This is a genomic window from Sorangiineae bacterium MSr11367 (genome assembly GCA_037157805.1).
Taxonomy (GTDB): Bacteria; Myxococcota_A; Polyangia; order Polyangiales; family Polyangiaceae; genus Pendulispora; species Pendulispora rubella.
This window is the reverse complement of record CP089983.1, coordinates 10,618,382-10,639,593: the sequence shown is the minus strand read 5'-3', so window position 1 is coordinate 10,639,593 and position 21,212 is coordinate 10,618,382. Positions and strand designations below refer to the sequence as shown.

The window sequence follows — 21,212 nt, the reverse complement described above, 5'->3', positions numbered from 1 at the left end:
GGAACGGGCACGTTTACGGACGTTGCGACTACTTCGCCTCGGCGAGGGCGCGGTCGATCACCTTACGGAACTTCGCGTACGGCTGCGCGCCGTTCACGTAGTAGCCGTTGATGAGGAAGGCCGGCGTGCCGTTGATGCCGGCGTCGTTGGCGACCTTCGCGTCCGCGTCGACCTCGGCCTTGTGGACCTGATTGTCGAGCGCCAACTTGAACTTCGCCATGTCGAGCCCAATCTGCTGGGCGTACTTGTCGAGCGCCTCGCGCTTCAGGCCACCTTCGGTGCCCTGGTTGTCGAAGAGCAGGTCGTGCATCTTCCAGAACGCCTCCGAGCCCTTCTGCTTGAAGGCCTCTTGGGCAGCCTGCGCCGCGAGCGGTGCATCGGGGTGCATCGGCAGCGGCAGGTGACGCCAGGTGATCTTCACCTTGTCGCCGTAGTTCTTCATCACTTCCTTCACCGAGTCGTTCACGCGCTTGCAGAACGGGCACTGGAAGTCGCTGATCTCGAGGATCGTCACCTTCGCGCTCGGATTGCCCTTCACCGGGGCGTTGGTCGGGAGCGCGACGTTCTTCTTCTCCGGTTCGGGGACGCCTTTGCCGTCCTTCACCAGCGTGTCGTAGACCTCGTTCGGCTTCGTGCCCTTGCCGAGCAGCGCGTTCGCCTTGGTGATCTCCTCGTCGATCACGCCCTTGAACTTCTCGAAGGGCTGCGCACCCACGAGGCGGCGGCCGTTGATGAAGAAGTGCGGCGTGCCCGAGGCCTGGAAGTCGTCGGCCTGGTCCTGATCGGCGTCGATTTCCTTCTTGTACTTGTGCTCCTTGATCGCAGCCTTGGCCTTCTCGACGTTGATGCCGAGATCCTTGGCCACCGCCTCGAGGTCGCCGTCTTCGAGCTTCGGCGCCGACTCGAACAGCTTGTCGTGCGCATCCCAGAAGCCTTTGTCGCCCTTCTGGGCGCGGGCCTCGAGCGCGAGCTCGGCGGCCGGCTCGGCGCGCGGGTGCATCGGAAGCGGCTCGTGCTTCCACACGATGCGAACCTTGTCGCCGTAGGTCTCGCGAACCTTCTTCAGGCTCTCCTCGCCGCGCTTGCAGTACGGGCACTGGAAGTCCGAAAACTCCACGATCGTGACGAGTGCCTTGTCGCTGCCGAGCACCGGGCTCTTGCCGACGGGCACCTTCCAGATCGACTTGTCTTCCTTCTCGTCCTCGTCGTCGGCCGGCGGGGGCGCGGCCTTCTTGTTCTCCTGCGACATCGCGACGTAGACCTTGTCCTTGGACGTGCCGGACGCGATCTTCGCCTGTGCCTTCTGGAGCTCCTGATCGATGACCGTCTTGAACTTCTCGAACGGCTGCGCGCCCGAGAGCGAGACGCCGTTGATCATGAAGCCCGGCGTTCCGTTGATGCCCACCTGCTTGGCGAGCGCGTGGTCCTTCTCGATCTTGTCGGCCCACTTGTGCGACGAGAGACCGGCCTTGAACTTGGCCATGTCCGTCACGCCAGCCTGCTGGGCCCACTTCTCGTAGTTCTCCGGAGTGAGCTGCTGCTGGTTCTTGAATGCCAGGTCGTGGAACTTCCAGAACCCGTCGCTGCCCTTGGCCTGGAACACGCCCTCCGCGGCCTCGGCCGACGGCTTCGCATTCTGGTGGAAGGGAAGCGGCTCGTGCTTCCAGACGATGCGGACCTTGTCCGGGCCGTACGTCGTCTTGATCTGCTCGATCGTCGGCTCCACGCGCGAGCAATACGGGCACTGGAAGTCCGAGAACTCCACGATGGTGACCGGCGCCGCACGATTGCCCCAAACCGGATCCTTGCTGTCGACCGGCACCGGAGAATCGGAATCGCTCCACGCTCCACCGGCCGACGAGTTGTCCGCGGTGATCTCGCCGCTCTTGAAGCGGTGCGTGTCGTAGCCCCACATGAGGGCCGCTCCCGCCAAGAAGCACAGGACGAAGCCAATGACGGCCACCCCCGTGTTCATGCCGCCGCCTTCGGGGGCAGCCGGCTGCGCCTTGCTCTCCGGCGCTTTATCCTTGCTCTCTTTTGCCATGATTCATTCCTTTTCCAAGTTGCAACAAAGTCTGTAACGGGCGGCGATTCGCCCGGTTTGCGCTGGGGCGCTTCGTGCACGAGCGCGTGCACGGGGCACGACCACGATCACGGGACACGATCTCGATCTCGATCTCGGGATACGATCACGGACACGCCGCACGAACATGAGGCACGCGAGCGTGATCGTTCACGTGATCGTGGTCGTTTTCGTGATCGTCTTCGTGCACGCGCACGCGCTCGTGCACGAAGGGCTACCGAGGCGGTCGCTCGACCTGCGCGCGCACTCCGCGATGCTCGGTCTCCTCGACCGCCGGCACCACCGCCGCACGAACGAAGGCTGCCTTCTTCACGCGCGCCACGCGCGCCAGCACCGCCTCCGACATCGCCGCCCCCGACTGGGGCATCGGCGCCCGCCCTTGCTCGTATGCGCTCCACCCGAGCATGCGCAGGCAATCGCAGTCGTCGGCATCCCCCAAATCGATCGACGCATTGGGCGCGTCCAACGTCGGCGTCGGCGCGAACGTCGTCGCTCCGCGCTGGTCGCACTGCGGGGCCGATCGCGAGGGCACGGCCGGGGCCTCGCCCGGGCCGGATTGAATCGTCGCTGCGAACACCGGGGCGGCCACCAGCCACGTCGCAAGCGCGACGACGACGGCCATGACGGTTCTCAACCCCGGGTGCATCGCCTCCTAATCTGCACCGGGCACGTCATCACGCGCAAGCTTCGTCGCGTAGACGTACCCCCCTGCGCCACCCAGGCTACCGCCCAATACCGCGCCCATCAGCACATCCCCAGGAAAGTGCACCCCCAGGTAGACCCGCGAATAGCCGATCACGATGGCCAACATCACCATCACCGCAGAAATCCCGTACATCGCCATCGCCACCGCGGGCTCCCGCCGCGCCCGGAACCACGCCACCGTCGAGACGAACGCGGCCGTAGAAAACGACCCCGCCGAGTGCCCGCTCGGAAACGAGAAGTCGGTCGGCGCCCCGTACAGCGGGTGCACTCCAGCCAGTACCGCGATCGGCCGAGGCCGCCCCACGGCCATCTTCAGCGAAAACACCATCACCGCGGTGGCCAGCAAGGTGACCGTCAGCGCCATCGCCCACTTTCGCGTGTCCACCCGCGCAAGCAGCGGCACCAGCGCAAACATCGTCCAGCCGCTTCCGAGAATCGATGCCGCGATCATCACGGGAAGCAGCTGTCCCGCTCCGCTCGCGTCGTAGCAGAAGCGGAAGATTCGTTCGTCGAGGGTCAGAATTGGAAGCATGGCGCGACACTCCTACGGTGCACCCCACGCCATCCCCCCTGCAACTCCCTCAACCTTACAATTCCCCAAGCTTGACCTGGTCGCTCGGGCTGGTCACTCGACCCACCGCTGCCGACCATAAAGCTGAAGGGGGTGGGTCAGCCGTTACCCAGCTCATGGGCATATTGTGGCCATTTGCCACAACCGTTAGTAACTCTACGGAAACACTCGTTTTCCCCGAGTGGTCTGCCAAAGTCGACTTTTAGCCTTCGGCTGTGTGCGTCATTTTCCCACTCGCTGTCGCACACGCTCGAACTGCATGCAGTTTCCAGCATTTAGTGACCCCGTTCAATCGGTTGGGATCGTACGCCGCATTGGGGCAATCGAAGCTGACGCATTTTGACCCGTGGGGCGAAACGCTACACATCAGCTCCGGGACGGTTACGCTCCAGAATCGGCCTAAAGCAGGGGTATCCCGGCGTTCTTCTGCTCCCGAACGGACCTGGCGCGGTCTCTGCTTACGGTCGAGCATCCCCTGCAAAGGGGGGGACGCCATCTTCAGGAGGAGCATTGCCCATGATTCACGACGACGACAACGCCACTCGCGAAACCACGACCACCACGACGGAAGCCGCCGTCGCACCGTCTTCCGAGGTGCAGACGAACGGCGAGCCGCCGCGTCGTCGTCGGGGGTTTGCCGCGATGGATCCGAAACTCGTGAGCGAGCTTGCGAGTCGCGGGGGAAAAGCCGCACAGCGCGCAGGGACCGCCCATCGTTTCAACAGTGAAGAAGCACGTGTTGCTGGTCGCAAAGGGGGACAGGCTACGGGAGCAAAGCGCCGCGCCAAGGCGGCGGGGAGCAACTAACTCGTAAGCCATAAAATCTTCCTCGCGGGTCTCCGCTGCCCGCCCGCTCTCCAAGTAAGTGAGCGAGCGGCGGAACGTGCGAAAACGTCGCGGGGCGTGGTGCAAGCCATCACGCCCCGCTGGCATTTAAGGTGGTCGAAAGCGCCCACCCGTCTCGTGACCCGCGGGGTCCGAAGACGATCCTCACGCCAAGGTCGGTGCGTGTGCGAAGCGGCCGAGACGCCGCGGCTAAGGCGGCCCCGACGCCGCTATGCGGACCCATGTCATCGCCCGGCCGCTGCACGTACCACCCCTCGTACTAGCCGGGATGCGCGCACGCGTCATCGGTGGTATGTCCGGGGCGCCAAGCGGAGGAAAAGCATGCAAGACAGCGGTGTTCGCGTCGAAACCGACAGCATGGGGCCCATCGAAGTGCAGGCCGATCGTTACTGGGGCGCGCAGACCCAACGATCGTTGCAAAACTTCAAGATCGGCGGACACAGATTCCCGCGCGCGGTCATTCGCGCCTTCGGGATCGTGAAGAAAGGTGCCGCGCTCGCCAATCGAAAGCTGAAAAAGCTCGATGACGAGAAAACATCCCTGATCGTGCGCGCGTGCGATGAAGTGATCGACGGCAAATTCGACGAGCATTTCCCCCTGGTCGTCTGGCAGACCGGCAGTGGCACGCAGTCGAACATGAACGCCAACGAGGTGATCTCCAACCGCGCCATCGAGTTGGCGGGGGGCGTCATCGGCTCGAAAAAGCCGATTCACCCGAACGATGATGTCAACAAGTCGCAGTCGTCGAACGATGTCTTTCCGACGGTGATGCACGTTGCCGCCGCGTGGGAGGTCCGCAACACACTTCTACCGGCCGTGCAGAAGCTGCGCGCCACGTTGGAAGAGAAGTCGCGCGCCTTTTCGGACATCGTCAAGATCGGCCGCACGCACTTGATGGATGCCACGCCGCTCACCCTGGGGCAGGAGCTCTCGGGCTACGCCGCGCAACTCGCATATGCCGAAAAGGTCATCACGCTTGCCGAAGATGGACTCTTCGAGCTGGCGCTCGGAGGCAGTGCCGTAGGCACGGGGCTCAACACGCACCCGGATTACGCTGTCACTGTCGCCGACGAAATCGCGAAGCTTACCGGCCTTCCGTTCCGTACGGCGCCGAACAAGTTCGCCGGCCTGGCCGCCCACGATGCCATCGTCGCCGCCAGTGCGGCCACCCGCAACCTCTCCGTGGCGTGCTTCAAGATTGCCAACGACATCCGCCTCCTCGCGAGCGGCCCGCGCTGTGGCATCGGTGAGATCCGCATCCCGGAGAACGAGCCGGGGAGCAGCATCATGCCGGGCAAGGTGAACCCGACGCAGGCCGAGGCCATGACCATGGTGTGCACGCAGGTCTTCGGCAACGACGCCGCGGTGGCCTTCGCGGGCAGCCAGGGCCACTTCGAGCTGAACGTCTTCAAGCCGGTGATGATTCACAACTTGCTCGAGTCGGTTCGATTGATCTCCGACGCGCTCCACAGCTTCAACGACAATTGCGCGATTGGTATCGAACCGAACCGCGAGGCGATTGCGCGCCATCTGTCCAATTCGCTCATGCTGGTGACCGCGCTCAACCAGCATATCGGCTACGACAATGCCGCCAAGGTGGCGAAGCTGGCGCACCAAAAGGGAACCACCCTGCGCGAGGCGGTGGTCGAGTTGAAATTGCTCACGGCCGCCGAGTTCGACGAAAAGGTGCGCCCGGAGAAGATGGTTTCTCCGTAATCGCGCAGCGTTCATTTTCGCGGGCCACAACCCGACCGCTCCCTCAAAAAGAGCAAGACGTGGCCCTAAGAACGAATCACGGGAGCGTACCTTACAAATTACGGATTTGAAGGAGCAGGCGATGTCAGCGAACAGCTTTGGCAGTCAATCGATACTCAAGGTCCACGACGAGGAATTCACGATTTACCGTTTGAGCGCACTCGACGCGAAATACCCGTCGTGGAAAAAGCTCCCCTACGCGCTCAAGATCCTCCTCGAGAACCTGCTCCGCACCGAAGATGGAACCGCCGTGCGCGCCGAGGACATCGAGGCGCTGGCCAATTGGCAGGCGAAGGCCGAGCCGAATCGGGAGATCGCCTTCACCCCGAGCCGCGTGCTCCTTCAGGACTTCACCGGCGTTCCCGCCATCGTCGACCTCGCGGCCATGCGCGATGCCATGCGCAAGATGGGCGGCGACCCCAAGAAGATCAACCCGCTTCAGGCCGTCGAGTTGGTCATCGACCACTCCGTGCAGGTCGACTCGTTCGGGACGAACCTCGCGCTCAAGCAGAATGCGGACTTGGAGTTCGATCGCAACCACGAGCGTTACCAGTTCTTGCGTTGGGGCCAGACGGCGTTCTCGAACTTCCGCGTGGTGCCGCCGGATACCGGCATCGTGCACCAAGTGAACCTCGAGTACCTCGCCCGCGTGGTGTTCACCACGAAGGACGTCGGCAAGAACGGCAAGCGCGCCGAGGCCTATCCGGACACCTTGGTCGGAACCGACTCGCACACCACGATGATCAACGGCCTCGGCGTCCTCGGGTGGGGTGTCGGCGGTATCGAGGCCGAGGCCGCGATGCTTGGCCAGCCCGTGTCGATGCTCATTCCGCAGGTCATCGGCTTCCGCCTTCACGGCCAGCTGCCCGAGGGCACCACGGCGACCGATCTCGTGCTTACCGTCACGCAGATGCTCCGCCGCAAGGGTGTCGTCGGTAAGTTCGTCGAGTTCTACGGCGAAGGCCTCGCCGCGCTGCCGCTCGCCGATCGCGCGACCATCGCGAACATGGCGCCCGAGTACGGCGCCACCTGCGGCATCTTCCCCGTCGACGAAGAGACGCTGCGCTACCTGCGCCTCTCCGGCCGCCCCGAGTCGCTGATTGCGCTCGTCGAGGCGTACGCCAAGGAGCAGGGCATCTTCCACACGAAGGACACGCCTGCCGCGAACTACACCGACACGTTGGAGCTCGACCTGCGCACAGTGGAAGCCAGCCTCGCCGGCCCCACGCGTCCGCAAGACCGCGTACGTCTGAGCGACGCGAAGAAGTCGTTCGACGACGCACTCAAGGTCATGCTCGCCCGCACGCAGCCCACGGTGCCGGACAAGCAGATGGCCGCGCTCAAGACGGAGGGCGGTGGTGGTGCGGCCGTCGGTGCGAAAGCCTCGGCCACCGAGCCGGCCATTCCCTTGCCGCCCGAGAGCAAGACGGCCATCGAGGAGGCGGTGCAAGAACTCCAACATGGCGCGGTGGTCATCGCGGCCATCACGAGCTGCACGAACACGTCGAACCCGTCGGTGCTCATGGCCGCGGGCTTGCTCGCCAAGAAGGCCGTCGAGCGCGGCCTCACCGTGCAGCCGTGGGTCAAGTCGAGCCTGGCCCCAGGATCGAAAGTCGTCACCGAGTACCTGACCCAGGCCGGTCTGCTCCCGTACCTGGAGAAGCTGCACTTCAACGTCGTCGGCTACGGTTGCACCACCTGCATTGGCAACAGCGGCCCACTCCCGCCCCCGGTCTCGAAGGCCATCGAGGAGGGGAACCTCATGGTGGCGGCGGTCCTCAGCGGCAACCGCAACTTCGAGGGCCGCGTGCACCCGGAGGTTCGCGCGAACTACCTCGCCTCGCCGCCGCTCGTCGTGGCCTACGCCCTGGCGGGCCGCATGGACATCGACCTGACGCACGAGCCCATCGGCGAGGACGTGCAAGGCAAGCCGGTGTTCTTGGCGGACATCTGGCCGTCGCAGAAGGAGATCCAGGACACGGTGCTCGAGGCCGTGAAATCCGGATCGTTCCAGAAGGTGTACGCGGAGGTCTTCGCCGGCGACGAAGCCTGGCAGGGCCTGAAGATCCCCGAGGGCGATCTCTATGGCTGGGACGACAAATCGACGTACGTGAAGCACCCGCCGTACTTCGTCGATCTGCCCGAGAAGCCGGCGCCGGTCATCGACATTCGCGGGGCGCGCGTGCTGGCGCTGCTCGGCGACAGCATCACGACGGACCACATCTCCCCGGCGGGCAGCATCCGCAAGGATGGTCCCGCGGGCAGGTACCTCATCGAGCACGGCGTCGCACCGAAGGACTTCAACTCGTACGGAGCCCGCCGCGGCAACCACGAGGTCATGGTGCGCGGCACCTTCGCCAACATCCGCCTGCGCAACCAGCTGGCCCCCGGCACCGAAGGCGGCGTCACCCGCCATCTGCCCGACGGCGAGCAGATGAGCATCTTCGACGCGTCGGTGCGCTACCAGAACGAAGGCGTTCCGCTGGTCGTTCTCGCCGGCAAGGAATACGGGTCGGGCTCCTCGCGCGACTGGGCGGCAAAGGGGCCGAAGCTCCTCGGCGTGCGCGCGGTCATCGCGGAGAGCTACGAGCGCATCCACCGCAGCAACCTGGTGGGCATGGGCATCCTGCCGCTGCAGTTCGGCGCAGGCGATAGCGCGCAGTCGCTCGGCCTCACCGGCGAAGAGGTCTTCGACATCGACGGCCTCCCCGCCCTCCTGGCCACCGGCCTCACGCACGGCCGCGAGCTCACCGTGAAGGCAAAGCGTGCCGACGGCATCGTGCGCGAGTTCGTCGCCACGGTCCGCATCGATACGCCGCAAGAGATCCACTACTACCAACACGGCGGTATCCTCCCGTTCGTGTTGCGCCAGCTCCTCGCGACGAAAAACTAGCTCCGCGCGCCAATCGGCGGTCCCGGTGATGGACGTGACCTCCTTGCCCCAATTCGAAGTGGGCAAGGAGGTCGTCCGCGATGAAGCGAATACGCAGGTGGGCCCTGGTGTGGATGGTGGTGGGGGGCGGCGCCATCGCGTGCGGTACCCAAGAGACAACGCATCGGAGCCCGTCCGAGCTTGGCCATGACCCGAGCGATGGCTCCGTCAAGCAAGGGTCGCAGGGGGAGGACGATGCAGCCGCGGATGCAACGGTTGCGTCGGACGCTGCGGCCGAAACGGATGCACGTGCCGCGGATGCGGGAACCGACGGCAATGGGCCGATCGACAGCGGCATCGAGCAAGATGCACAGGTCGTGGACGCGGCGGCGGGCGATGCAGGCGCGTGCGGCGGTAGTTGGGAACCTTGCTGCGTCACGAGCGATGGAGGCTTCGCGTGCGACGGCGATTTGGGCTGCGTGACGGACCTCGCCCAAGATTCGTACTGCTCGCCATATTGCGGTGCGCCCGGGGAACGGTGCTGCTCGACCGGCGAGGCTTGCTATGGCGGCATCTGCAGCGAGGGCAAGTGCTTTGCATGCGGGGGCGACCTGCAACCCTGCTGCGACGGCATGCGATGCAACGACGAGCCACTCTATCGTTGCTCCGGCAACCACTGTACGTGCATCGGAACCCCGGGCTGCCCGCGTTGGTGAGTCGACTCCACTGGCATGGGCTGGATCCGTCACTGATTGCAGCTTAGGACGACGAAAAACGAGCCTGAGGCGCCAATCGGCCGCACCGGTGATGGAAGAAACCTCCTCGCTCCAATTCGAATGAGCAAGGAGGTCGAAATGCAATTTGGATTCAAATGGACCGCGCTGCTGGTCCTGGTTGGCGTCGCGGGGAGCATGGCGTGTGGTTCGAGCGAGTCGGGTGCGGCACCGGATCGCGTCAGTGATTCGCTTGGCCAAAGCGAGCAGGCATCGCACGAGGCGTTGGCGTCAGGTGCGCGTGCGGCCACGACGGACGACGCAGACCCGACCTGCGGAGAGCTTGGCCAGCCCTGCTGCGACGGTTGGTCTTGCACCATCGGTGCGCGGTGCAATGCATCGGGCGTCTGCGATACACCGTGTGGACTCCGAGGGGAAAGCTGCTGCCGCGATGCCACCGGCGTGGGCCACTGCTACGACGGCAGCACCTGCGCCCCGTTCCCTCCTCCCGCGCACTGCCAGTGATTCGCGGATTTTCCGCCAATCGATGGCGCGTGGTGACAGAAGCCCATGTCAGCCGCCAAACCAAGAGAGAGCATCGGCTGTGCGCGACGCTCTCTCTTGGAGGTGAACGATGAAACGAGGATTGAAATGGACCGCGGCGCTCATCGTGGCGGGCGTCGCAGGGAGCATCGCATGCAATTCCAGCGAGCCGTCGGATGCGACGCCCGAGCGCGCCAACGACTCGCTTGGCAAAGGAGGGCCATCGCACGAGACCCCGGTACGTCGCGATCCGACTGCGTCGGGGGACGATGCGGACGCATCGACGAACGACGCGTCGTCGTGCGGAGGTGAGGGGCAAGCTTGCTGCGATAGCCCGTCGTGCAACGAGGGCTACCAATGCGAGAATGGCTACTGCAGCGCGTGTGGGCAGCTGGGCCAGCCCTGCTGCGGTGGCGTCTGGGGATCATGTGCTACCGGTGCGCGGTGCAATGGATACACCTGCGATGTTCCATGTGGAGCGCGCGGAGAACGCTGTTGCTTCGATATGAGCACCGGCAATCGCTACTGCTACGAGGGCTACTGCGGGATGGCGTCCCCCGTCAGGTACTGCGAATGAGCGGGTTTTCCACTCCCGTTGCGATTTTCGTTGATTTGTACGCTTCAAGTAAGTCCATGCGTGGCAATTCTCCACACTAGTTATCCACAGGATATGCGCTTCCTGTGGAGAAACCCGATGTGGATATGTCACTTGCAGTGTGCAAGTGACATATCCCACCGGGCTCGACCATGGCTCACTCGTCGCCTTTCTGAGCGGGCAGGCTCGGGTCGCGGGCCCAGTCGCTCCAGCTTCCCTCGTAGAGCTTCACCCGATCGAAGCCGGCCAACTCGAGCGCGAGCCAATCGTGGCACGCGGTCACGCCGGAGCCGCAGTACACGATGATCTCCTTGGCGCGGCCCGCCCCCAATGCCTCGTAGTGCGAGCGCAGGTCCGCATTGCTGCGGAAGCGCCCCTCGCGCATGTTGAGTGACCACGGCGCGCTCTTCGCACCCGGAATGTGCCCGGGGCGCGCATCGATCGGCTCGAGGTCACCGCGGTAACGCTCGGCTGCGCGCGCATCTAGGACGAGCGAGTCCCCGCGCGCGCGGGCTGCATCCACGTGCGCCTTGTCCACGGACACGATGCGCGGATCGGCGTTCGGCTCGAAGGTGCCGCGCGCGATGGCCGGCACCTCCGTCGTCAGAGGATGTCCCGCCGCCGTCCACGCGGCGAGGCCGCCATCGAGCACGGCCGCCTTCGCGTGACCGAATCGCCGCAAAAGCCACAAGAGACGCGCGGCAATCGAACCGCCGGCATCGTCGTACGCGATGACCTGCGTCTCCTTCGATACGCCGGCCGCGCGCATCGCCTCGGCGAATTTCTCTGCGCTCGGAATGGGATGGCGCCCCGGCCCTTCGTCCGCGGTGATGTCTTCGAGCGCCACGAACACGGCGCCGGGAATGTGCCCGCGCGCGTATTCCTCGCGCCCGTCTTTGCCCTGGAGGTACCAACGCGCATCGATGATGCGAACGGAAGAATCCTTTGCTCCTTCATTGGAGAGCCAACGAACATCGGTCAGGTATTCCGCGCGAACGTCTTTCATTTTCATGGCCTCGAGCTCGACATGGTTAGCCGCAACGCGGCGGCATGATACGGTCTCTCGTAGGGGCAATTCATGAGGTATCTCTACGGCGATTCGGCTCCGTTCCCCCACACGTTCAACTTTCTCGCCACGCTCGAGAGGTTCATGGCGGCGGCCACCAAGGTGGTCAAGCTCGAATCCGAGGCGCGCAGCCTGGAGAGCACCACAGCCAGTGCGGCTGCGGCGCGCGTGAAATCGCTCGACGAGCTCGAGACCTTTCATGAATCGGTCATCGCGGGCATTCAGGAGAGTGCGCGTCGCGCGACCCAACGGCAGACCGCGGACTACGCACTTCAAGTCGTCGAGCACGCCGTTCGGCTTCTCGAAGATGCGCGCCGTACCACCACCGCGACCAATGAGCGTGAGCAGGCTCAAGTGCGTGCCGAGGTCGAGCGGCGTCGCGGCGAAATCCGGCTCGCGCTCGAAGGCTTCCTCACCACCGGACCTCTGCCCATCCTCGACGCGGTCATCAAGTCGCGGTGGGATGGCCGCTACGTCATGTCGTGCGTGCTGACCAACCCGGACGGCATCGTCTCCTTTTACGAGCTGGGCGCGTCCAAAGCCGACGCCAAATGGCAGCAGCCCCGGCGCGTGGGCGATTTCGCCCAAGGCGTGAACCTCATGGTCGGTGTACGAAAGAGCCTCTTTCGCCGATCGTCCCAACCCGAGCTCGTCCAGGTCGACGACCACCTGGTGAGCAGCTTCGACCTTACCGATTCGACGGCGGAGATCCGTCTGCGCCGCAGGATTCACGAGCGCGACGCACTCATCTTCACCATGCGGCGTGATGGCAGCGAGCTCGCCGCCGAGGTGAGCCACCCCTCCGAGGAGGGCCCCGAGGCACTGCCCGCACCCGTCGATACGGGCGACAAGATGCACCTGTCGCGTCTCTGGCAAAGCCTCCGCGCGGCGGTGGATCCGATGTTGGAGCAGCGCGAGAAACTCTTGGGGCTCAAGCTGGAAGGCGAAGACGTCTTCGAGAATGATCTCGCCATCATGTTGGTTGAACGCGTCGTGCGTTTCCTCGGCCCGATGGTGGCGGAGATCTCGCGTCGCAGTCCCAACCCGCGCGAGCTCTCGCTCAAAATGGAAAACGACGCCGGCCGGCGCGAGGAGGTCTACGTGAAGAAGGAAGACCTCATCGCACATCTTTCCGGCATGGGGGAGCGCGAGCTGTCCATCTTCGCGCCCCTCGGCTTTTCGCCGCCGCCGAGTGCCATCGCCGGTGGTGTGAGCTCGAACAACGCGAACGCCGTCGAAATTCACTTCGACGACTGGGAAAAGTAGATCGCTGCGAAAATCATTTCGCTCTCGCGCATGATGATCTCGTGACGCTCGCGTCCTCGCCATGCGTGGCCGGAGAGGCTATGCTCCCGCGCGAACTTAACCGAGGTTTGGATGCTACCGCGTAACGCCGCCGACTATCGCACGATTCTCTGGGTTTTGGTCATGCCCGTGGTGGCACTGGTCCAATATCGAAACCCCGAGCTGATTCCCAAAATGTGGTGGGTCAGCGTTTACTTCGCCGTGGCGGCAGGCGTGATCGCGCACAACCACAACCACGTGCCGACGTTCTCGAGCAAGCGGGCCAATTCGATCTTCTCGAATTGGATCTCGTTCTTCTACGGCTACCCCACCTTCGTGTGGATCCCCACGCACAACTTGAATCACCACAAGTACGTGAACAAAGTGGGCGATGCGACCATTACTTGGCGCCACACGAACCGCAACAACGCCCTGGTCGCCATCACGTACTTCTTCGTGACGTCGTATTATCAATCGTTCCCGATTGGTGAGTTCATCAAGAAGGCCAAGAAGAACAACCCGAAGCTGTATCGACAGATTGTCACGCAGTACGTCGTCTTCTTCGGCGGCCATGTCACTGCAATCAGCATTGCATGCATGATGCACGGGTTGAAGACGGGCCTCTTCGTGTGGTTCTGCACGCTGGGTGGTCCTGCGTTGTTCTCGCTCTGGACGCTGACGTTCTTCAACTATGGTCAGCACGTCCACACCGATCCTTGGTCGGCGCACAACCACTCGCGCACCTTCGATGGGCGTCTTCTGAACTTCCTCCTCTTCAACAACGGCCTCCACACCGCGCACCACGAGAGTGCGAGCACGCATTGGAGCGAGCTGCCGGCCGCGTACGCGAAGATCAAGGAGCAGATTCACCCCGAGCTGCGTGAATCGAATTTCTGGTGGTGGGTTTTCCGTCAGTATTTCCTTTCGGTCGTCGTTCCCAGCCTCGGCAGCAAGCAGATCGGCCGTGCGCCGTTCGACCCGCCGACGGGGGAGAAGGTTCGCAAGGTTCGGTCGGAGTCCGTAGGTGAAGCGGTCGAAGCCGGCATCAATGCGCAGATGATCTGAATGGATCTTTCTGGCTGAGCTACGGCTTAGCTTGCGCGAGCGTCTGGGCGGCACCAGGGTGCTGCACATGGTCGTACCCACCATCGACAGTGAGCTCGTCGTCACGCTCAATCGACTGATCGTGGCCGACTACGACGCGATCGAAGCGTACGAGGCGGCCATTCCCCGCCTGTCCGTGGACGAGGACCAGCGGACGTTGCGGCGTTTCGTCGAGGATCACCAGCGCCACATCGAGAAGCTCGCCTTCTTCGTGCGGCAGAACGGCGGCCGGCCGGTGGACCATGCCGATCTGCGCCGCATCGTGGCCAAGGGCAAGGTCGTCATCGGCGGCTTCATGGGGGACGATGCCGTGCTCGGCGCCATGTGCAGCAACGAGCAGGAGACGAACGATGTTTACGCGCGGGCCGGCACGGGCTCCTACGCGCAGCCGCTGCGCCTGCTCCTCGCACGCTACCTCGACGACGAGCGCCAACACCGCGAGTGGCTCGAGCGCCGCATCACCATGACGCCCAAAGGCGAAACGATTCTGCCCTGCCTCTAGCGCTGCCAGAGGAGGCCGAGCTCGAGCTCGATGGCGTCGAACGGCTCCGCGCGCAGCACATCGTTTTCGGACCAGGTGCCGAGAAGCATCCAGCGCTCATGCTCCGCGCGGTAGATTTCCAAGGTGTGGAGGGCAGGGTCGACGAGCCAGAGATGCCGTACGCCCCACTGCAGGTAAAAGGGCATCTTTTCTCGTCGGTCCAGCACGGCGGTGGAAGGGGAGAGGATCTCGCAGACCCAGTCAGGGCAAAGCTCGATGTACAGGACGTCCGGAAGCTCCGGCATGCGTTCCCGACGCCATCCGGCGAGATCCGGGACCGCAATATCGCCGGCGGGGGCGTGCAGTTCGGGCTCGTCCAGGATGACCCAGCCGCCAGGACCACCGCGGCCAAATTTGAAGGGGCCCATAATGAGAGCCCCCAACGCCGAGCCCGCGTTTGCGTGCTTCACCCGTGGCCGAGGTCGCGTATGCAGCACGCCCCCGAGGATTTCGCCCGTGATCCCTTCCGGGAGCGCGAGGATATCCTCGTAGGTCGCTTTCTTTCGCGCCGGGTCGCCCATTCGCCCAGTATAGCGCGCCGAGCTACGGCTGGTCGGTGCCCTCGTCCTTCTTCGGGCTCCGCGCGCGTCGCCGCGTGAAGAACGCGAAGAACCCGCCCACGGCGAGCAGCCCGCCAATTGGCAGCGAGTCTTCCGACGGCACCACCGAGCAATCGCAGCCGCCTCCCTCGAGCGACGTCATGTAATTGCCATTGTTGTCGCCTGCATCGTTGCCACTGCCGCCGTCTCCTGCATCGGACCGGCCTGCGTCGGCGGCATCGCCACCGCCATCGGCGCCGCCATCGCCGGTGCTGCCATCGCCCGTGCTGCCATCCTCCACGCTGCCATCGCCGGTGCTGCCATCGGCGCTTGCGTCTTCCTCTCCGCCGTCTTCCTCTCCGCCGTCTTCTTCTCCGCCATCGCCGGCGCTGCCGTCGCCCACGCTGCCATCGCCGGTGCCGCCGTCGCTTCCGGCGTCGCCCGCGTCCGTGCCGCCGTCGCTGACGGGAACGCATTGGCCCGAGCCGCCTCCGCTGGCGTTGCAGGTCGTTCCGGGCGGGCAATTGCCGCCGCCGTCGACGCCGCCGCTTCCCCGGCACCCCGCCAGGCAAACCTTGGTGGTGGCTTCGCAGATTCGGCCCGTTCCGCAATCCGTATCGACGTTGCACCCACAGCTCGAACCCGTGCGGCAGATGGGGCCGTTCGCCTTGCCGGTGCAGTCGGCGTTCGTCACGCATTGGACGCACGAGTTCGACGACACACGACAGATTTCGGCGCCCGGGCGGCCGTTGCATTCGCCGTTGGTCCGGCACTCCACGCAATCGCCAAGGTTGGGCAGCGTGATGATCTTGCACTGGTTGACCGGGTTCGACGTGGGGCACTCGTTGGCCAGGACGATGCACGCCCGCTGGCACTGCCCCACGGTCCCATTCGTCTGGCTGCACGTGTAGCCCGTCGGGCATTCGTTGCGCGGACCGGCATCGCCATCGACCGCGCAGCCCGTCACGCAATACGGGGGCGTCCCCGCGGCGGGTGACGTTCCCGTGCAAATCAATCCGGAGTTCTCGCCGCCGCAGCTCTTGTCGTCCGTGCATCCGCAGATGCCCGTGGGAAGGCACTTCGGCGTTCGCGTGCCTGCCGCCGCACAGTGGCTATCGTTGGAACACTGCGCGCACACGTTGTTGTTGCAATGGGGCGTGTTCGGGGTGGCGGCCGCGCACTCGGGATCGGACGTGCACACTGCCGCGCGGGCTGCCGTGGCCATCGTGAACGTGGCTGCCGCCATCGCAATGGCGGAAGAAAGCGCGATCCAACGAGAAGCGATCATTTGAACCTCCCTTACTTGAAGCGGTTCTGCTCCCCGCGTCGGTTCGCGAGAAGGCAAACGGGGGTTAAAGAGAAAAGTCCACTCCGGCTCCCGATGAAGCCGAAGTGGACTTTAACACAACCGCGCGAATTACTTCTTCTTCTTCGGTGCCTTCGGCGCCTTCTCAGCCTTCGCGGGTGCTTCCGGGGTCTCTTCGATGTGGAATTCGACGCGGCGATTGTTCGCGCGGCCTTCTTCCGTGTTGTTCGTGTCGATGGGCTTCTCCTGGCCCCAACCCTTCGCGATCACGCGCTTCTTGTCGATGCCGTGGTCGCTGAGCCATTTGGCTACAGAGGCCGCGCGCTTCTGACTCAGGGTCTTGTTGTAGGCAGCCTTGCCCGTGTTGTCGGAGTGGCCTTCGACGCGGATCTTCTTGATCTCCGCGTGCTCCTTCAGGACCGCCAAGACCGCGTTCAGAATCGCGTCGCTCTCGACGATCGTCGCGCTGTTGGTCTTGAACTTCACCTGCTGGATGATCTTGATCTGACCCGCTTCGATGCGTGCGGCGGGGCAACCGTTCTTCTTCGGATCGGGATCCGACGGACCGGGTTGATCCGGGCACGCGTCCAAGTTGTCGACGATGCCGTCCTTGTCACGATCGGGCGGGCAACCGTTGGTCTTGGGATCGCTGGTCTTCACGCCAGGCACGTCGACGCACGCGTCTTCCTTGTCGTAGACGCCGTCGCCGTCCTTGTCGGGCGGGCAACCGTTGGTCTTGGGATCGTTCGTCTTCACGCCCGGAACGTCGATGCACGCGTCATCGCGGTCGTAGACGCCGTCGCCGTCCTTGTCGGCCGGGCAGCCGTTGGTCTTCGGGTCGTTCGTCTTCACACCGGGAACGTCGGGGCATGCGTCTTCGCTGTCCACGATGCCGTCGGAGTCGCGATCGGCCGGGGCCACGACCGGCGGGCAGCCGTTGGTCTTCGGGTCGTTCGTCTTCACACCGGGCTGCGTCGGACATGCATCTTCGCCGTCCGGCACACCATCTCCGTCGGAGTCCTCGGTGTAGGCGGGCATCCACTCGAGGCTCAGCAACCCGCGAAACTGCGGAGAGCCCCACCCGCGAGAGCCGGCGAACACGCCGGTGCCGACGCCGGCGCCGACTCGGAAGTCACCGGCCGTGTAGTGCAGGCCGAGCATGACCTCTGCGGGCGTCGTCCGCTTCTTGAAGAACGACTTCTCGTCCGTCACCACGGTGCTGCCATAGAGCTCCGGACCGATGAGCAGCTTCTTGTTGGCCAGGCGAAGACCGGCCGACACCGCGCCGAAAATCTCGCTACCGAGCCTCTTTCCCTGGGCATACTCGTCGTCGAGCGGGCGGTAGTTGAAGCCGCCTTTCAAGGCGTACGCGAAGAGCCCGATGTCGCCGGCCACGTTCACGTGCGGCTGCACACGGGTCTTCCCGTCGCTCGTGTAGTTGTCCTGATCGCCGGTGGGCAGGTACACCGAGGCGCCGAGGGCCGCGGTGATCGGCCCGCCGTAGCGCCCGAAAAGCCGTAGGTCGGCGCTGAGGCGCAGATCGCCCAGGGCCGACTCCGGCGGGGTGAACTCACGCCCGTTCGATGTGATCTTGTCGCCGTTTTGGTACGCGGCGATGGGCAAGTTGACGCCGAGGCGAATGCGCTCGGCCAAGGCGAGTGACCCGCCGACGTGCACGAAGAACTGGTTCTCGACAATGGAGCCGAGCTCCTTGTCGTCATTGGCCTTGTCGTACACCGACAGGGGCTTGCGCCCCCATTCCCCCACGACGCCGAAGGCCGGTCGGACCTTCCCCCTCATGTCGAGGGTGTCGAGGACGAACCATTCGCTGCCACGCTCCGACGGGTCGAACCGATCGAGCGCGAAACCTTTGGCCTGTGCGGCAGCGGGCGTGGAGTAGGCGAGACCTGTTAACAGCAGCGCGAACGATGAAACAGTCGAAGCAAGGGAGCGTAGTCGCATGTTCCTCCACGAGGGGGATGATCAACCCCGAGCCTGGTATGAAACTGCTTGAGCGACCTCATGGGGAGTGTAGCTCGGGGGCGACGATATTATGCAACTACAAAAATGTCATGTTTATGGCTTTATGAAGGTGAATATCCCCTGATATCCGCTTATTTTTTCAAGATTTGGCGACGCCTTCACGCACCTCCACGAGCGCCTGACTGGCCTCCTCCAGCGACTCGCCGACGGTGTCAACCCCACGCAAGGCGGCATCGTCCAGCCCAACGGTAGCTGCATGTACGGTGTCCACGGCGGTATAGGCTCGGGTGAGCGCCGCCACGTGTTCCGAAATCCGATGATCGAGCATCTCGACCACGGCCGCCTTCGTGGTGTCTTTGTCATCCGTCGATGGCGTGTTTCGCTGAAGACGGCCGCGCGCCTCCGCCAGGCGCAACAACGAGCGCCACGTCTGCGAAACACGTTGCGCAGCATCGCGCTCGAGCGGCGCGTCGGCCGTCGTGCGCCGAAGGTCGGCGCCGCGGTGCAGGGCATCGGCCGCGGTGCCGGCGGAGAGTTCGCGCGACCACACCTCGAGTGCGTGCGCGGTCGGATCGTCGGCCTCGATGAGCAATGGCAACAGGACGAGAACCGCGGCGACGACGATGGCCACCGCCCGCACCTCGAGGTGCGCCGTGGCATACGCCGCCGACACGGTCCCAGCGAGCGCACCGCCGAGCAGCGCGCCTCCGACGTGGATGACGCGCGCCCCGGATTCGCGCACGCGCGTCGTCCGCTCCGCGTACACGAGCGCGGTGAGGACCGCGGCACCGATGGCCGGCGAGACGGTGCCGAGCACGGAGCCTCCGAAGGCTCCGAGGGCACCGAAGCCCGCAGCCATCGCGTTCGTGCTCTCGCTGGCGGCCCACGCGAGAAGCACCCCCATGGCCACCAACAAGAGCGAGCCTCCCACGTGGCCGAATCGTTCCGCGAGCGGCGCGGACGCGAAGGTGATCGCGGCCACGCCGAGAAAGAGAGCCTTCTTCATGGCTCAATAGGCCTTTCGTGCCATGTTGCGGGCCTCGTCCTGCACGACGCTCTTGGACAGCTCCTTCGCCTCGACGCTCGACGGCGCAAAGCTGTGGAAGCCCTTTTTGGCGCGGGTGTACGAGCCCGCCTGGTTGACCAATGACGCCGCGACGGGGGCCGGTGCTGCGGTGGCCGCTGCCTGCAGATCGACGATGCTCTGCTCGGCCAAGGCCTCGGCCTTGCGCACGTCGCCGCGGTTGTACGCCTCGGCGGCCTCCATCTGACGGCGCGAGGCCGTCACGCTGGCCGCGCTCGCAAGCACCGTGGGATCGCGCCCTTTCTCCACCTCGGCGGGATCGTTCGTGGCCACCACGGTGAGCGGTGCCACGTCGACGTCGGCGTGCTGGCCGCCGACGCGATCCCAGGCCGCGTGGGCGAGGAACTTCATCGTGTCGCGTCCGGAGGTGCCGTTGCTCTCCATTTCGAGCAGGACGCGCCGCTCGTCGCCCGCGAACAGCGAACCCAGTTTGAGCTCGACTTCACCGTTGCCGAGCGCGCGTGCGTCGGCACCGGAGGCACGCTGGAAGTTGACGCCCTGGGGAAGGGTGACCCGCACCGTGGCATTTTCGACCACGGTTTTCGCCGTCTCGTCGAGCTCACGTTTCAAGAACGTCGCGAGTGCGGGGGCGTCTTTAACGAAGCCGAAGTTGCCGTGCCCGCGGCTGGCCACGCTCGACATGTAGCCCTCGTCGAAGTCCAGGCCGATGCCCAAGGACGAAACCACGATGCCGCGCTCGAAGCTGTTCGCCGCGAGTCGCTCGGCTTGCGCGCGCGTCGAATCGAGGCCGTCGCTCACCAGGATGACGCGCCGCACCCGTTCACTCGAGCGAGCGCTCACCTGGTTGAGGCCGAGCGCGAGGCCGCGCGGGATGGCCGTACCGCCGTCGGCATCGAGGTTCTTCACGCGCGCGATGGCTTGCGTGCGCACCTCGCTCACCCGTCCGAGCGGCACCACCGTCGAGGCTTCGTCCGAATAGCGGATGACCGCGAGTTCGTCGGCGTCATCCATCTGGCGAATCAACTTGATGACCGACTCCTTCGCCTGCTCGATCTTGTCCCCGCTCATCGAGCCCGACGTGTCGAGCACCACCGCGATCGACAGCGGTGCGTGCACGCCCTTTCGGTCCTCCTTGTCGGCTTGGACCTGCAGCTCGGCGTAGAGCGTTTGCCGCGCATCCGCGAGCACCTTCGAATGGCTCAACGCGATGGATCCATGCGCACCGGGCCCCGAAAAGGTCGACGCGTTGCTTCCTGTCGCGGGCGGGGTGAGGGGAAGCTTCGGAAGCTCGGGCTCCGCGATGAGCGGCGGACTGACATAGGGGATACCCGGGGTCGCACCCACGCCATGGGGCGCGCGGAAGAGCACCAATCCGCCGGCGGCAAGCACGACCGCGCAGGCGGCCAATCCGCGGCGGGCCCGCGTCGAGCGCCCGAACGTACTTTTGGCAAAAGACGACCCTCTCCGTAACCACTGGGGCACAGGCATGACACGCTCCTTCGACTTTCCGCTTTGAAACGTGCGGCCGCGAAAAAGGATCTAGAGGTAACGTTCGATTGAACGCGCGCGTTTACGCGTGATGCTCGTGCGAGCACCGCGGCAGCGAGATAAAGCCGGCGAGCCCGGCGCGATGTGTGGTTCAGAGAGAAAGGATCGCGACC

The 21,212-nt window shown here is 64.6% G+C and carries 18 protein-coding genes; 9 read left to right on the top strand and 9 right to left on the bottom strand.

Annotation, left to right across the window (positions count from 1 at the left end):
* Positions 1 to 28: 28 nt before the first annotated feature.
* From LVJ94_41080 to LVJ94_41070, 3 genes are all read right to left on the bottom strand, one after another.
* Complete coding sequence (locus tag LVJ94_41080) at positions 29 to 2,044, bottom strand: DsbA family protein (GenBank protein WXB03285.1); 2,016 nt, start codon at positions 2,042 to 2,044, stop codon at positions 29 to 31.
* 253 nt (positions 2,045 to 2,297) lie between these two features.
* Positions 2,298 to 2,705 carry a hypothetical protein gene (locus LVJ94_41075; protein ID WXB03284.1) on the bottom strand — a complete coding sequence of 136 codons (408 nt, stop codon included), beginning with the start codon at positions 2,703 to 2,705 and terminating at the stop codon, positions 2,298 to 2,300.
* Positions 2,706 to 2,735: 30 nt separating this feature from the next.
* On the bottom strand, positions 2,736 to 3,320 hold the full coding sequence (locus LVJ94_41070; protein WXB03283.1) for a phosphatase PAP2 family protein: 585 nt from the start codon (positions 3,318 to 3,320) through the stop codon (positions 2,736 to 2,738).
* 555 nt (positions 3,321 to 3,875) lie between these two features.
* On the opposite strand from LVJ94_41070, the gene LVJ94_41065 reads away from it, so the two are divergent.
* The 6 genes from LVJ94_41065 to LVJ94_41040 all read left to right on the top strand — a co-directional run bounded on the left by LVJ94_41065 (position 3,876) and on the right by LVJ94_41040 (position 10,665).
* The gene (locus LVJ94_41065) at positions 3,876 to 4,166 is read left to right on the top strand and encodes a hypothetical protein (GenBank protein ID WXB03282.1); all 291 of its coding nucleotides are present in this window, start codon (positions 3,876 to 3,878) and stop codon (positions 4,164 to 4,166) included.
* A 360-nt stretch (positions 4,167 to 4,526) separates the two neighbouring features.
* Positions 4,527 to 5,921 carry a class II fumarate hydratase gene (gene fumC / locus LVJ94_41060; GenBank protein ID WXB03281.1) on the top strand — a complete coding sequence of 465 codons (1,395 nt, stop codon included), beginning with the start codon at positions 4,527 to 4,529 and terminating at the stop codon, positions 5,919 to 5,921.
* A 121-nt stretch (positions 5,922 to 6,042) separates the two neighbouring features.
* On the top strand, positions 6,043 to 8,853 hold the full coding sequence (acnA, locus tag LVJ94_41055) for an aconitate hydratase AcnA (GenBank protein WXB03280.1): 2,811 nt from the start codon (positions 6,043 to 6,045) through the stop codon (positions 8,851 to 8,853).
* 80 nt (positions 8,854 to 8,933) lie between these two features.
* Positions 8,934 to 9,548: a hypothetical protein gene (locus tag LVJ94_41050; GenBank protein ID WXB03279.1), complete on the top strand. Its 615-nt coding sequence runs from the start codon at positions 8,934 to 8,936 to the stop codon at positions 9,546 to 9,548.
* A 138-nt stretch (positions 9,549 to 9,686) separates the two neighbouring features.
* Complete coding sequence (locus LVJ94_41045) at positions 9,687 to 10,070, top strand: hypothetical protein (protein WXB03278.1); 384 nt, start codon at positions 9,687 to 9,689, stop codon at positions 10,068 to 10,070.
* A gap of 109 nt (positions 10,071 to 10,179) precedes the next feature.
* Complete coding sequence (locus tag LVJ94_41040; GenBank protein WXB03277.1) at positions 10,180 to 10,665, top strand: hypothetical protein; 486 nt, start codon at positions 10,180 to 10,182, stop codon at positions 10,663 to 10,665.
* Between the two features lie 175 nt (positions 10,666 to 10,840).
* Here LVJ94_41040 and LVJ94_41035 read toward each other — a convergent pair whose 3' ends face one another.
* Positions 10,841 to 11,695, bottom strand: a complete 855-nt coding sequence (locus tag LVJ94_41035; GenBank protein WXB03276.1) for a sulfurtransferase — start codon at positions 11,693 to 11,695, stop codon at positions 10,841 to 10,843.
* Positions 11,696 to 11,761: 66 nt separating this feature from the next.
* Between LVJ94_41035 and LVJ94_41030 the strand changes: the two genes are divergently transcribed.
* From LVJ94_41030 to LVJ94_41020, 3 genes are all read left to right on the top strand, one after another.
* Positions 11,762 to 13,015: a hypothetical protein gene (locus LVJ94_41030; GenBank protein WXB03275.1), complete on the top strand. Its 1,254-nt coding sequence runs from the start codon at positions 11,762 to 11,764 to the stop codon at positions 13,013 to 13,015.
* Positions 13,016 to 13,126: 111 nt separating this feature from the next.
* Positions 13,127 to 14,098 (top strand): fatty acid desaturase, encoded by a 972-nt coding sequence (locus LVJ94_41025; protein WXB03274.1) that lies wholly within the window; start codon positions 13,127 to 13,129, stop codon positions 14,096 to 14,098.
* A gap of 67 nt (positions 14,099 to 14,165) precedes the next feature.
* Positions 14,166 to 14,639: a PA2169 family four-helix-bundle protein gene (locus LVJ94_41020; protein WXB03273.1), complete on the top strand. Its 474-nt coding sequence runs from the start codon at positions 14,166 to 14,168 to the stop codon at positions 14,637 to 14,639.
* Here the strand turns inward: LVJ94_41020 and LVJ94_41015 are convergent.
* From LVJ94_41015 to LVJ94_40995, 5 genes are all read right to left on the bottom strand, one after another.
* Positions 14,636 to 15,199 carry a Uma2 family endonuclease gene (locus LVJ94_41015; protein WXB03272.1) on the bottom strand — a complete coding sequence of 188 codons (564 nt, stop codon included), beginning with the start codon at positions 15,197 to 15,199 and terminating at the stop codon, positions 14,636 to 14,638. The two genes, LVJ94_41020 and LVJ94_41015, sit on opposite strands and share 4 nt — an antisense overlap.
* A 22-nt stretch (positions 15,200 to 15,221) precedes the next feature.
* Positions 15,222 to 16,505 carry an MYXO-CTERM sorting domain-containing protein gene (locus tag LVJ94_41010; GenBank protein WXB03271.1) on the bottom strand — a complete coding sequence of 428 codons (1,284 nt, stop codon included), beginning with the start codon at positions 16,503 to 16,505 and terminating at the stop codon, positions 15,222 to 15,224.
* A 129-nt stretch (positions 16,506 to 16,634) separates the two neighbouring features.
* Positions 16,635 to 18,485, bottom strand: a complete 1,851-nt coding sequence (locus LVJ94_41005; protein WXB03270.1) for an OmpA family protein — start codon at positions 18,483 to 18,485, stop codon at positions 16,635 to 16,637.
* A 160-nt stretch (positions 18,486 to 18,645) separates the two neighbouring features.
* Positions 18,646 to 19,512 carry a hypothetical protein gene (locus LVJ94_41000; GenBank protein WXB03269.1) on the bottom strand — a complete coding sequence of 289 codons (867 nt, stop codon included), beginning with the start codon at positions 19,510 to 19,512 and terminating at the stop codon, positions 18,646 to 18,648.
* A 3-nt stretch (positions 19,513 to 19,515) separates the two neighbouring features.
* Positions 19,516 to 21,039, bottom strand: coding sequence for a VWA domain-containing protein (locus tag LVJ94_40995; protein ID WXB03268.1), 1,524 nt, complete (start codon positions 21,037 to 21,039; stop codon positions 19,516 to 19,518).
* Positions 21,040 to 21,212: the final 173 nt, after the last annotated feature.